Below are 12,446 nucleotides of genomic sequence, written 5' to 3' on the forward strand. Positions count from 1 at the left end.
GTCCGTCCTGTTCACAGACCCAGGCGCTTCTCGGTCAAGCGCAGATCCTTCAACTCCGGGTCGCCCGCTGCAAGACATCCCGCCGTGACCTGCTTGAAGCCGCTACCGCTGACCTGCGCGATCGGCCCGCTGGAGTTGGCGTTGTGGCGCGCGCCGTCGCCCACGTAGAAGGGCCGGCACAGGATGTCGCTCTTGAAGCCACTGATGGCACGCAGGGCAGCGCTGACCGTGGCGCGGTCGATCTTCTTCGGATCCAGCTTCAGCAGCGCTTCGGTGGTCATGCGTGCAGCCAGGTAGCCTGCCTGCGCGAACGAATCGCGCGGCGCGGTCTTGGCGGCATAGGCCTCCATCGTGGCCTTCCAGTTCAGGTTGTCGGCGCCAGCCGACTCCACGGGCATGAACTCGAGGTGGATGTCGAAGTTGTCGTTCCAGGCCGCGCCGATGGCCTTGGGCACGTCGAAGTTGTAGGCCGGCGTGGAAGAGCCAAAGCGGATCTTCTTGGCCAGGCCCTGCTGCTCGGCTGCAGCCAGCATCGGCACCATGATGCCCTTGGGCAGGTTGAGTACGATCGCATCGGGCTTGGCCGCTGCGGCCTGCAGCATGGTCGAGGTAGCGTCGGGTGAACCGGGGTCGATGGTGATCACGTCCACGGTCACGCCATTGGCTTCGCCCCAGTTCTTCAAGCCATCGCAGGCCCAATTGCCCAGGCTCGGAATGTTGGGGATGACGCAGACCATCTTCTTGGCCTTGTAGGCCTGCACCATGTGCATGCCGACCACGGTGGCCGAGACGCGAGGACCGGTGTTCACCGGCACGTAGTTCTTCGCGAAGAAGCACTCGCGCGGCACGCCGACGCCGGCGATGACCATCACGTCTTCCTGCGCGTACAACTTCGCGTTGACGCCGCACTCCACGAAGCTCGAGCTGCCCACCATCGCGAGCACCTTGCGGTCCTTCACCAGCTTGGCGGCCGCCTGGGCGGCGACCTCCGGGTTCCACTGGTCGTCGACGATCGTCAGTTCAACCGGCCGGCCATGGATGCCGCCGTTGGCATTGACACACTTGAAATAGGCCTGCGAGGCCAGCGCCGAGGCGCTGAAATCGTCGGGCCCGGTCTTGCCGACAACGGCCCCGAGCGCGATCGGTTCACCGCTCGCGGCCTTGCCGTTGTTGAGCCCGCAAACGGGTTTGGCCTGGGCCATCGCGCCACCGGCGGCGAGCAAGGCGATGGCGGCGACGATACGCTGCAATGTGATCTTCATGGTGGGTCTCCAGGGGTTAGAACGGCAGGATGGTCTTGATCCACAGCGCGTTGCCTTCGGGCCGGTTGCGCACCGACATCTCGCGCTGCCACTTGGCGGTGATGAACCAGCCCTTGCCGTTGTCGTACTTCAACGACGGGCCAATCGCAAAGGCGGCACCCTTGCTGTTGGCCAGCGACACACCCGCCTGGGTGTCGCTCGTGAGCTGGCGCATGGCGTAACCACCGGCACCCAGCACCCAGCCATTGCCCAGGCCCCAGCCGGCGGAGTAGTCGAGATAGACCTCGTTTCCAGATCGGTAGTCGGTGTCCTTGTTGCGTCGGCTGAAGTTGAAGGTCAGCTTGGCGTCGGCGTTGAAGCCGGCCGCGTCGAGGTAGCTCACCGTGTACAGCGGCTGGAGCGACCAGTAGTTGCGGCCGATGTTGGTGAGGTCGCCCTTGGCGTAGCGACCGATCGGTGCGACGAAATCGAAGCCAACCACGCTGTGCAGGTTCGGCGAGTGGTGGAACGCCAGCCCTGGACCAAAGGTGATGTCGGCCAGGCCGGTCTTGCGTTGCGACAGGCCCGGCACATCGACCTTCAAGTCCACCAGCGGGACGATGGCGTGGAGCATCAGGTTGCCGCCAGCCAGGGTGGTCGGCGTGGAATACACGAAGCGCGTGGAGACCACGTTGGCCGCTATCTTGAACACCGGCAGCGGCACGTCATGGCCACTGTCATCCTTGAGCTTGTCGGCGCGGAAGACGTTGCCGTACGCCAGCACGTAGAAGCCGGGCGGTGGCGCCGCACCGGTCAGAAAGTTCTCCACGCCGCCTGGGTAGCTCGAGCCACCGCCCTCACCTGCCTGGGCGGCAGGCACGAGACTGACCAGTGCCATCGCCGCAGCCGCGGCGGGCATTCTCAACTTGCTCATCTTGTCTCCTGATAACTCTTGAAATAGCCGGTGCGTCAGACCGACATGCAAACGCTCTTCACTTCGGTATAGGACTCGACGGCCGCGCGGCCCAGATCGCGGCCCATGCCGCTTTGCTTGTAGCCACCGAACGGCAGGTTGGCGTCGAGCATGTTGTGGGTGTTGACCCACACGGTGCCGGCCTTCAGCCGCGGCACGATGCGGTGCACGGCCGACAAGTTGTTCGACCAGACACTCGCCGTGAGCCCGAAAGGCGAAGCGTTGGTTTGCCGGATCACGTCCTCGACGTCGTCGAAGGGCATCGCCGCGAGCACCGGGCCGAAGACTTCCTCGCGCACCACCTGCATCGTGGGGTTCACGTCGACCAGCACGGTGGGCTGGACGAAGCAGCCGGCATCGCGTGCGCGCTTGCCGCCGGTCAGCGCGGTGGCGCCCGCGCTGCGTGCGCCATCGAGAAAGCCCATCACGCGGTCGAACTGCCGGCGTGAGACCAAGGGTCCGAGCTCGGAGGCGGGGTCGAAACCCGAGCCGATGCGCATGCCCTCGGCAATGCGCGCCACTTCATGCACGACCTTGTCGAACAAGCTGCGGTGCACGTACAGCAGCGAGCTGGCGGCGCAGACTTGCCCCTGGTTGAAGAAGATGCCCATGGCAGCGCCCATGGCCGCGGCGGCCGGGTCGGCATCGGGCAAGACGATCATCGGCGACTTGCCGCCCAGTTCCAGCGTGAACCGGGTCATGTGGTCCACTGCAGCATGTCCGATGGCGCGCCCCGTCGGCGTGGAGCCGGTGAAGCTGATCTTGTCGATGCCCGGGTGCGAGCAAAGCGCGGCACCTGTCGCGCCGCCGCCGCAGACGACATTCAGCACGCCCGCCGGCAGGCCGGCCTCCATCGCCAGCGCCGCGAGACGAAGCGCGGTCAGCGGCGTCTCGGGCGATGGCTTGACCACCACGGTGCAGCCTGCGGCCAGCGCCGGCGCGATCTTCCACAGCGCGATGGCGAGCGGGAAGTTCCACGGCACGACCGCCGCCACGACGCCGACGGGCTCGCGCTGCGTGTAGGTGTGGTAACGAGCGCCGGGCGGAAACGGGATCGAGTTCTGCAGCGTGCTGCCCTCGAGCTTGGTGGCCCAGCCGGCCATGTAGCGCACGAACTCGGCGGAGAAGCCGACATCGATCATGCGTGCCACGCCCTGCAGCTTGCCGCTTTGCAGCGTCTCCATCGCGGAGAGCTCGTCGCCGTGCTCTTCGATCAGTTGCGACAGCCGAAAGAGGATGCGCTCGCGGTCAGCTGGCCGCATGCGCGACCAGGCGGAATCCTCCAGCGCGCGGCGCGCGGCGGTGACAGCGAAATCAACATCCTGGGCATCACTGTCGGGCGTGTCGGCCACCACCATCTCGGTGGCGGGATCGACGACTTCGATGCGCTGGCTGGCGTGGGCCTCGCGGAACACGCCGTCGATGAAATTGCCCTGGCTGCGCAACGAAAGAAAGCCGATGCGCGCCAGTTCCTGCTGGGAAAGGTCTTGGGAGTTCATGGGGCGGTGGGTTGGGTGATGATTCAATGGAAGAAACCGCCGCCCTCAGCGCGCGAGCATCAGCTCGGCACCGCGCTCGGCGATCATGATGGTGGGCGCGTTGGTGTTGCCGCTGCAGATCGTGGGCATCACCGAGGCATCACACACGCGCAGACGGCCGACGCCACGCACGCGCAATTGCGGGTCGACGACCGCCATCGTGTCGGTGCCCATGCGGCAAGTGCCCACAGGGTGGTACACGGTCTTGGCGTACTGCCGCACGAACTGCTCAAGTTCGGCGTCGGGCATGTGCTCGTTCGGGCCCGGATAAAGCTCTTCGGCAATCACCTTGCGCAGCGAGGGCATGCGCAGGATGCGACGCGCCAGTTTCAAGCCGCGCACGAGCGTGTCGAGGTCCTCCTGCGCACTGAGAAAACCGCCATCGAACTCCGCCTGCTCCATCGCGTCGGCACTCTTCGCTCGCACGCGCCCGCGCGACTTCGGGCGCAGGAAGCACGGGTCGATGGAGATGCCATGTACTTCGGGCATGGGGCGGTCGACATCGCCCACCAGCACCGGCAACACGTGGAACTGGATATCCGGGCGGCCGCTGCCCGAGGTATCGACGAAGCCACCGCTCTCGACGACATTGGACGTTAGCAGTCCGGTCTTGAACAGCTCCCACTGCACGCCATGCTTCAGCGCCGTGAGGCCCTTGTCCTGCCCGAGCAGGCTGATCGGCTCGCGGCAGCGGCCATGGGCAATGATCTCGAGGTGATCCTGGAAGTTCTCGCCGACACCGGGAAGTTCGTGATGCACCGGTACGCCGATGCGTCGCAGCAGTTCCCCTGGGCCCATGCCCGAGACTTGCAGCAGCTTGGGGCTGGCCAGAGCGCCGGCACTGAGCACGACCTCGCGGTTCGCGGTGGCCCGCTTCGTCGTGCCGTCGCTCATGCGGTACTCGACACCTGTCGCCTGGCCACCTTCGATCGTCACGCGCAGCACGTGCGCGCCGTTGACCAGGGTGAGCTTCGGGTCTGCTTGCACCGCGGCGAGGTAGGTCGCCGCCGTGCTGCCGCGCATGCCGTCGATGGTCGTGGTCTGGTAGAAGCCCACGCCGTCCTGGCGGCCGCTATTGAAGTCGTCGTTGTACGGCAAGCCCGCTTCCTGAGCCGCCTTGAGGAAGGCCAGGCTCAGCGGGTGGCGGAACTTCGTGTCACTGACGCGCAGCGGCCCTTCGGTGCCGTGCATCTCGCCCGAGAAGCGCATGTTGCTTTCGGCGCGCTTGAACATCGGCAGCACGTCTTTCCAGGACCAGCCGGTGCAGCCCGCTTCGGCCCACGCGTCGTAGTCGGCGGCCGCCCCGCGGATGTAGACCATCGCGTTGAGTGAACTGCCTCCGCCCGTCATGCGGCCCTGCGGCACGTACATCTTGCGGCCGTTGGCATGCGGCTGCGGGGTCGTCTCGTAGATCCACGACCGCTCCGTGCCGATCACGCGCACGAAGGTCGCCGGCATCTTGACGAACTTGGTGGCGTCGGTTGGACCGGCCTCCAGCAACAGAACCGAGTGGCCCGCCTTGATCAGACGGTGTGCGATGACGCAACCGGCCGAGCCGGCTCCAACGACGATGTAGTCGACGACTTGCTTGTCCAACGTGATGTCTCCGAATTTGCATCGACCCCGCATGCGAAATGCTGTTTGGATCGTTGGGAGGCATCGTCGTGAACAAGTGCTTGCTGCCCAAGCAACTTCGATGGAACTGCGCTGTGAATCAATCCGCAGTGCGCGCTCGGCTGCTTTGGCTCAAGTCACTCTTCGCGCAGGCAGCGCCAAGCGCGGCTTGCCGAGCACTTGAGTTGCTACCCGCGACGCGAACCGCCGCGTCAAGAAGCGCACGCCGAAGCACGACAGTTTGTTGAACAAGCCGGGCACAACCGTGCGCTTGCCGCGCAGCATCGCGCGGACCGCGGCGTGCGCCACGAACTCCGGGCTTTTCGTCGACGCGTTCGCGATCCACGAGTAGTCGCCCCCGCCGGACGCGGCGTGGAACGCGGTTTCGGTGCCGCCAGGGCAGATGCAGGTCACTGACAGCGGCGTGCCGCGGTGCTCGTCATGGAGACCCTCGCTGAAGTTGCGGACGAAGGCCTTCGACGCGGCGTATAGCGCCATGTTCGGCACGGACTGGTAGGCGCCGGTCGACGCAATGTTCAACATGTGCGCGGGTGCTGTGCTGGCCTTGCGCGCGTCGGCGAAACATCGCGCGAGCGCGACGAGCGAGGTCATGTTGAGTTGGATGAGTTCCGCGTCGCGCGCCCAGTCGACTTCGTCGAACCGGCGGAAGTAACCGAACCCGGCGTTGTTGATCAGGATGTCGATAGTGCCGCCGGCGGTGGCGGCGGCCCACAGCGCATGCGCGGCATCGGGCTTGCCGAGATCCGAGGTAACGATCTCGACCTTCACGCCCTTGCAGGTCGCGGCGACCGCTTCGAGTGCGTCGCGGCGCCGCGCCGTCAGCACGAGATCAATGCCGAGCGTCGCGAGCTCACGTGCGATGGCCGCGCCGATGCCGCTGGATGCGCCAGTCACCAGCGCGCGCTTGCCGATGTTGACGGCGGTGTATGTACTCAAATCGTACTCCTGTCGTGTGGAACGGCCAAGGAAGGCCTGCGAGGTTTGCGCGGTCGGTGCGCAAGGATGGTCGCCGCACTCGGACTGCGACTATATCGAAGATATATTAACAATATAGCATCGATATGATGATCAAAACAGGGAAGGCTCCCGGGTCGGAGGGCGAATGCCCAGCCCGCTCACGACACCGACGCGCCAGAGTCGAGGTGGTTGCCGCCCGGAGCCGTGGTTCCTGGTGAATCGCCTGGACTCGAACTCGCTGACACACGCGGCACAAGCAACATGCCGCGTACGTAGAATGGATCGAAGGCCGGCGACCGTTGCTTGGTGCGTGCGGCCCCAATGAGCAGAGCCGACTTTCCTTTCGCAGAACCCCTTCAATCGCCTTTTCCGAACTCATCTGTGGCATCCGACACCGAGACCGCAATTTTTCGGGCCGCCGCGGCCCTGCTGGAAGCGCGCGGGCCGGCTGGTTTGACAACCCGTGCCATTTGCGCGGCTGTCGGCATCACGGCGCCCACGCTCTACCATCACTTTGGTGACATGGACTCCCTTGCGATGGCGCTCATCAGGCAGGGACGGGCCGAGTTCACGTCACGCAGGCGCGTTCCCAAAGCGTCTGAGGATCTGATGAAGCAGTTGAGAACACATTGGGATGATGCCGTCGACTTCACGTTCAAGCACCCCCACCTTTACGCCCTGCTCGTCGAGCAAGCTCAGCGCCATCCAGAACTGCTCGATGAAACATTCGCCGACATGCGAGCGCTTGTTCAACGCCTCGTCGATTCGGGTCGCTTTCGGGTCCCCTTGGAAGAAGCGGCGCGTGCCATCTTGGCCGCGTTCAATGGCGTCCTGTCCTTGCGTCAATGGGGCACGACGTCTGCCAGGGAGGTCGCGGCGACGAGCGACTTGGTTTTTACCGCTCTGATCACCGAGTTGAGCAAGAAGCGCTGAGCTGCAGGTCTGGTTCAGGCCGGATGATGCGCAAACCCAAGGCAGCCAGCGGGGCGACTTTGGCGCGCCCCCGCAGCGTTCAGTCGCACCTCGTCACGCCAGAAGCACGGTGAAGACCAGCGCGTTGAAGTCTCCGGAGCGGCTCTTCAGTCTTCACCCCCTTCGTCCGGATGAGTGTTCCTTGCCGGGCGTTCAATACGAAACGGGCAAGCACTCCAGCATCGACTTGGCTGGACATCACAGCACACGTTTCGCAAACACCGTATGATATGCATCATGCAAATATCAAAGCCCAACGCCAGAACACGGGCCAAGGAAGCCACACACGAGCGCATCTTGTCAGCAGCGGAACGGGCGATCCACGCCTTGCGCCATGCAGCCATGAAGCACCTGGCGCCCACCTGAATCAACCGAACCACGCTGCCGACGCTTCGTCTTTAAGTATGATGAACATCATGCAATACGCATCTCGTCAAATGCGTCCTTCTGAGTCCCTGTGGACCAGGCACGTCGACGAGTCGCGAATTCCGAATCCTGGCCGAGACATCAACACGCCGTTCGACGCGAACCTGATGAAGCCCGATGCCCCCTCGACGCTGCGGTTCGCGGCTTAACCGACCACGCCGCTTCACACCGGTCCCAACAAGGCCACCTCAGGAGATATCGATGACCTTCCAGGCGCTGCTCGCCAGCAAGACAGGCGACAAAGTTTCAACCCGTGTCGTCCAGCTGAATGAACAAGATCTGATGCCCGGAGACGTCCTGGTGGACGTCGACTATTCGACCGTCAACTACAAGGATGCCCTGGCCGTCACCGGGCGTGGCCCGGTGATCCGCCAGTTCCCCCTGATCCCCGGCATCGACTTCGCCGGTACCGTGGAGGCGTCTTCCTTCCCGGGTATCGCGGTTGGCGATCGCGTGGTCGCGAACGGCTGGGGCTTGAGCCAGACCCATCACGGCGGATACGCACAGAAGGCGCGTGTCAGAGGCGAGTGGCTGGTCAAGATTCCCGACGCGTTCTCGACCCAGGACGCGATGGCCATCGGCACGGCCGGGTACACGGCGATGCTGTGCGTGCTGGCGCTCGAACACGGCGGTCTCACGCCGCAGAGTGGTGACATCCTCGTCACCGGCGCCAATGGTGGCGTCGGCTCCATCGCGATCGCGCTGCTGTCGGGCCTCGGCTACCGCGTCGTCGCGTCGACCGGACGCTCTGAGGAAAGCGCGTATTTGCGCAGTCTCGGCGCGGCAGAAGTCATCGACCGCACGCCACTGTCGGAGCCGGGCGCGCCGATCGCGACTGAGCGTTGGGCCGGTGCGGTCGACTCCGTTGGCAGTGTCACGTTGGCCAATGTGCTGGCAATGACACGCTATCGAGGCGTGGTCGCCGCCTGCGGCCTGGCTCAGGGCATGGATCTTCCGGCCTCGGTGTTGCCCTTCATCCTGCGCAACGTGACGCTTGCGGGCATCGATTCTGTCAATGCACCTCAGGAGCTTCGCATCCAGGCCTGGTCGCGGCTGGCACGGGACCTGGACCTGAGCAAGCTGGCACGCACGACTCACTTGGTCGGCCTTGCCGAGCTGCCCGCAATCGCCGGCCGCATGCTCGAAGGAAAAGTCCAGGGCCGCACGGTCGTCGATGTCAACGCGTGATCGGGAAACCATGAGAGCAGAGGTCATTCACGTCGGCCGCCAAGTGGCCACGGCCGAAGGACGCATCGTCGGTCCTGACGGCAAGCTCTATGCGCACGCGACGACGACGTGCCTGATCTTTGACCAACCCGCAACAACTTCAAGGAGTTCACATGTCCCAGCCTGACATCGTTCTTTGCACGCCGGTCCGCACACCGATCGGCAGCTACGGCGGCGCGCTGAAGGAGACGCCGGCGCCTGACCTGGGTGCAGCGGTCATCCGCGAGACCCTGCGCCGTTCGGGACTGGACGCGGATGTCGTCAACTCCGTTGTGATGGGGCATGTGATCCAGGCCGGCGCCCGCATGAACCCGGCGCGGCAGGCGGCCATCGGCGGCGGGCTGCCTGTTCAGGTGCCTGCCCTGACGGTGAATCGGGTGTGCGGATCGGGCGCGCAGGCGATCGCCACTGCAGCACTCGAGATCGCGGCGGGATATGCCCAGGTCGCGGTTGCCGGCGGCATGGAGAACATGGACCAGGCGCCCTACCTGGTGCCCGGCGCGCGCTGGGGCTACCGCATGGGGGATGCCCACATGCTCGACAGCCTGCTGCGAGACGGTCTCCACGATGCGTTCAGCGGTCAACATTCGGGCTGGCACACCGAGGATCTCGTCAGCCGGTACGGCATTGCGCGTGAGGACCAGGATCGCTGGGCTGCGCGTTCGCAACAGCGCTTCAGCAACGCGCAGGCTGCAAGCAAGTTCGCGGATGAGATCGTCGCGGTCGAACTCACCGGCCGCAAGGGACCGGTGAGCTTCTCCAAGGACGAAACCAATCGGCCCGACACGACGGTCGACACGCTGGCCAAGCTCAAGCCGGCGTTTCGAAAGGACGGCACGATCACTGCCGGCAACGCGCCTGGCCTCAACAGCGGCGCGGCCGCGATGATCGTTGCGGAGCGAGGCTTCGCGGAGAAGCAGGCGTTGAAGCCGATGGCGCGCCTGGTCTCCCACGCCGTCGCGGCGGTCGAGCCGGGCATGTTCGGCATCGGGCCGGTGCCGGCGGTCAAACTGGCCCTTGCACGCGCCGGCTGGAAGCACACGGACATCGAGCGCATCGAGATCAACGAAGCGTTCGCCGCGATCACCCTGGCCTGCCTGCGGGAACTGGGCCTGCCGGAAGACATCGTCAATGTCGAGGGCGGCGCCATCGCCCACGGCCACGCCATCGGCGCAACGGGCGCCGTACTGACCACGCGCTTGCTGCACTCGATGCGGCGCGACGGCTTGAGGCGGGGCATCGTGACCCTCTGCATCGGCGGCGGCCAGGGCATTGCCCTCGCGCTGGAGATGCTCTGACCGCGACATGACGCGCTACGCGTGAGGAGCGCGGTGCTCGAAATGCGGCCTTCGCAGTCAAGGCGGGGGCCGGCGCCAGAACTTTGTCCGTGCGACGGCGCCTTCGTCGAACGACGGTCAGGTTGCCGTCGCTTGCCTGCTGTGCATCGGCGGCAACAGTGACGCGAGAATCTCCCTGCGGCAGACCTCCAAGATCTCATCCGCCAGCGCAGAGTCGTCCGGGCAGGCCCGGGACAACACCACGGCGCCCACGGCCTGCGCAAAGCTGCCGATCACCTTGGCCCGCGCTTCGCGCTGATCCACGTCGCCCAGCGTCGCAACTTCGCGCTCGAGGGTCGTCGCCAGGCTGTCAATCCCGGCGGCAAACGTCGACTTGACGCTCTCCGACTGACGTGCAGCGTCCCCGCAGAGAGCCGCCATCGTGCAACCCACGCCTCGGGCATCACGGTGGGCCCGGGACACATAGGACTTGAAGAACTCGGCGAGGTCTGAGCCGGTGCTGTCTGCGACAGCCCGCGAAATCGTGGTCGCCGCCGCTTCGGCCATCAGGTCGGCCTTGGAGCGGAAGTGCTTGTAGAACCCGCCATGCGTGAAGCCGGCAGCCGCCATCAGGTCCGCGATCCCGACGCCGTCGTAGCCACGTTCCCGGAACAATGCAGAGGCCGTCGCGACGATGTGCGCCCGATTTTCCTGGGCCTGTGCTTTGGTGACCTTCATCGCAATACGCCTCTTCCTTCACGCCAGACCAGGGCGCCACTATACATTGATGTCGATGATCATCAAAGTGCTTGACGATTTAGATTATGTTCGTCATCATTGATGCTGTTCCACCCGTGAATCAACGGGTGAGCGGACGCCCCGACCCTGGCGGGGACCCTACCTAACCAAGCGAGCAGACACACATGACCACCCGTCCCTCCGTCCTCATCACAGGCGCGTCCACCGGTATCGGTGCCATCTACGCCGAGCGCTTCGCGCGCCGGGGCCACGACCTCGTTCTGGTCGCGCGCGACAAGGCAAGACTGGACACTCTCGCGACCCGCCTGAGTCAAGAAAGCGGCGTTGCCGTCGATGTCATCCAGGCCGACCTCACCAAGTCTGGCGACCTGAGCATCGTCGAGGCGCGCCTGCGAGATGACGCCCGCATCGGGATCCTCATCAACAATGCCGGAGCCGCCCAGTCGGGCAGCTTCATCGAGCAGACAGCCGAGGCCAACGAACGGCTCATCGCGCTCAACACGACCGCTCTCGTCCGGCTCGCCAGCGCGGTTGCTCCGCGATTCGTGAAGGCCGGCGAAGGCGCGATCATCAACATCAGCTCGGTCGTTGGCCTGGCGCCTGAATTCGGCATGACGGTTTATGGCGCAACCAAGGCCTTCGTGCTGTTCCTCTCGCAAGGCCTCAGCCTGGAACTCGCGCCCAAGGGCGTCTACGTCCAGGCCGTGCTGCCGGCCGCCACCCGCACCGAGATCTGGGAGCGTGCGGGCATCGACATCAAGACCTTGCCCGAGGTGATGGAAGTGGGCGAATTGGTCGATGCCGCGCTGGTCGGCTTCGATCGCCGCGAACTCGTGACGATTCCGCCCCTGCAAAACGCCGCACGCTGGGATGCCCTCGACGGAGCGCGCCAGGGCCTGCTTTCGGAAATCAAGCAGTCGCAGGTCGCGCAGCGCTATCAGACAGCGAGCTGAGCGCTGCAGGTGCACTGAGTACAACTGGAGTATCAACATGCTTTTCGACAAATTTGACACGCGTGCCTTGGCCCTTTCGAACCGCGCCGTGATGTCGCCACTGACGCGCAGCCGGGCCGCGGCGAACAACACCCCCAACGCGCTGATGGCCGAGTACTACGGCCAGCGGGCATCAGCTGGCTTGATCGTCACCGAGGGCACATCACCCTCCCCGAATGGCCTGGGCTACGCGCGCATACCCGGCTTGTTCAACGAAGAGCATGTTCGTGGCTGGAAGCTCGTGACCGACGCCGTTCATGCCAAGGGCGGCAAGATCTTCGTGCAACTGATGCACACCGGCCGCGTGACCCACATCGCGAACCTCCCGGCAGGCGCCGAGGTGATCGGGCCATCGGCCGAAGTCTGCCCTGGCGAGATGCACACGGACGCCAAGGGCATGCAGCCGCACACCGCGCCACGGCCGATGACGCAAGAAGATATCGCGACCG

10 protein-coding genes and 2 pseudogenes are annotated in these 12,446 nt (G+C 65.0%); 6 read left to right on the top strand and 6 right to left on the bottom strand.

The annotated features are described in order from the left end of the window. Positions 1 to 11 precede the first annotated feature (11 nt). The 5 genes from VLK61_RS15845 to VLK61_RS15865 form a co-directional block, all read right to left on the bottom strand. Complete coding sequence (locus tag VLK61_RS15845) at positions 12 to 1,262, bottom strand: ABC transporter substrate-binding protein (protein ID WP_325422580.1); 1,251 nt, start codon at positions 1,260 to 1,262, stop codon at positions 12 to 14. A gap of 16 nt (positions 1,263 to 1,278) precedes the next feature. Beyond that, positions 1,279 to 2,175, bottom strand: coding sequence for a SphA family protein (locus VLK61_RS15850; protein ID WP_325422581.1), 897 nt, complete (start codon positions 2,173 to 2,175; stop codon positions 1,279 to 1,281). 35 nt (positions 2,176 to 2,210) lie between these two features. After that, positions 2,211 to 3,713 carry an aldehyde dehydrogenase family protein gene (locus VLK61_RS15855; RefSeq protein ID WP_325422582.1) on the bottom strand — a complete coding sequence of 501 codons (1,503 nt, stop codon included), beginning with the start codon at positions 3,711 to 3,713 and terminating at the stop codon, positions 2,211 to 2,213. 45 nt (positions 3,714 to 3,758) lie between these two features. Beyond that, positions 3,759 to 5,348 (bottom strand): GMC family oxidoreductase, encoded by a 1,590-nt coding sequence (locus VLK61_RS15860; RefSeq protein ID WP_325422583.1) that lies wholly within the window; start codon positions 5,346 to 5,348, stop codon positions 3,759 to 3,761. Between the two features lie 150 nt (positions 5,349 to 5,498). Next, positions 5,499 to 6,323 (bottom strand): SDR family NAD(P)-dependent oxidoreductase, encoded by an 825-nt coding sequence (locus tag VLK61_RS15865; RefSeq protein ID WP_325422584.1) that lies wholly within the window; start codon positions 6,321 to 6,323, stop codon positions 5,499 to 5,501. A 402-nt stretch (positions 6,324 to 6,725) separates the two neighbouring features. Here VLK61_RS15865 and VLK61_RS15870 point away from each other — a divergent pair, with 402 nt between their 5' ends. The 4 genes and pseudogenes from VLK61_RS15870 (at position 6,726) to VLK61_RS15885 (ending at position 10,267) form a co-directional block, all read left to right on the top strand. Then, a complete protein-coding gene (locus VLK61_RS15870) occupies positions 6,726 to 7,277 on the top strand; it encodes a TetR/AcrR family transcriptional regulator (protein WP_325422585.1) in 552 nt (183 codons plus the stop codon). A 666-nt stretch (positions 7,278 to 7,943) separates the two neighbouring features. Continuing rightward, positions 7,944 to 8,930, top strand: coding sequence for an MDR family oxidoreductase (locus VLK61_RS15875; RefSeq protein ID WP_325422586.1), 987 nt, complete (start codon positions 7,944 to 7,946; stop codon positions 8,928 to 8,930). Positions 8,931 to 8,940: 10 nt separating this feature from the next. Further along, positions 8,941 to 9,096 (top strand): annotated as a pseudogene (locus tag VLK61_RS15880) (PaaI family thioesterase); the annotation flags it as partial. Further along, positions 9,083 to 10,267: a thiolase family protein gene (locus VLK61_RS15885; RefSeq protein ID WP_325422587.1), complete on the top strand. Its 1,185-nt coding sequence runs from the start codon at positions 9,083 to 9,085 to the stop codon at positions 10,265 to 10,267. The pseudogene VLK61_RS15880 and the gene VLK61_RS15885, both read left to right, overlap by 14 nt. A gap of 117 nt (positions 10,268 to 10,384) precedes the next feature. On the opposite strand, the gene VLK61_RS15890 is transcribed toward VLK61_RS15885, so the two are convergent. Beyond that, a complete protein-coding gene (locus VLK61_RS15890; RefSeq protein WP_325422588.1) occupies positions 10,385 to 10,984 on the bottom strand; it encodes a TetR family transcriptional regulator in 600 nt (199 codons plus the stop codon). A gap of 185 nt (positions 10,985 to 11,169) precedes the next feature. Between VLK61_RS15890 and VLK61_RS15895 the strand changes: the two genes are divergently transcribed. Beyond that, complete coding sequence (locus VLK61_RS15895) at positions 11,170 to 11,958, top strand: SDR family NAD(P)-dependent oxidoreductase (protein WP_325422589.1); 789 nt, start codon at positions 11,170 to 11,172, stop codon at positions 11,956 to 11,958. A 37-nt stretch (positions 11,959 to 11,995) separates the two neighbouring features. Continuing rightward, positions 11,996 to 12,446: pseudogene (locus VLK61_RS15900) on the top strand (alkene reductase); the annotation flags it as partial.

Origin of the sequence: Aquabacterium sp., assembly GCF_035476535.1 — a bacterium.
GTDB lineage: Bacteria > Pseudomonadota > Gammaproteobacteria > Burkholderiales > Burkholderiaceae_C > Pseudaquabacterium.

Excerpts from the sequence above, each read along its gene's own strand:
- VLK61_RS15855 (WP_325422582.1), bottom strand. The coding sequence starts at position 3,713 with ATGAACTCCCAAGACCTTTCCCAGCAGGAACTGGCGCGCATCGGCTTT.
- VLK61_RS15875 (WP_325422586.1), top strand. The coding sequence starts at position 7,944 with ATGACCTTCCAGGCGCTGCTCGCCAGCAAGACAGGCGACAAAGTTTCA.
- VLK61_RS15885 (WP_325422587.1), top strand. The coding sequence starts at position 9,083 with ATGTCCCAGCCTGACATCGTTCTTTGCACGCCGGTCCGCACACCGATC.
- VLK61_RS15890 (WP_325422588.1), bottom strand. The coding sequence starts at position 10,984 with ATGAAGGTCACCAAAGCACAGGCCCAGGAAAATCGGGCGCACATCGTC.
- VLK61_RS15850 (WP_325422581.1), bottom strand. The coding sequence starts at position 2,175 with ATGAGCAAGTTGAGAATGCCCGCCGCGGCTGCGGCGATGGCACTGGTC.
- VLK61_RS15895 (WP_325422589.1), top strand. The coding sequence starts at position 11,170 with ATGACCACCCGTCCCTCCGTCCTCATCACAGGCGCGTCCACCGGTATC.
- VLK61_RS15845 (WP_325422580.1), bottom strand. The coding sequence starts at position 1,262 with ATGAAGATCACATTGCAGCGTATCGTCGCCGCCATCGCCTTGCTCGCC.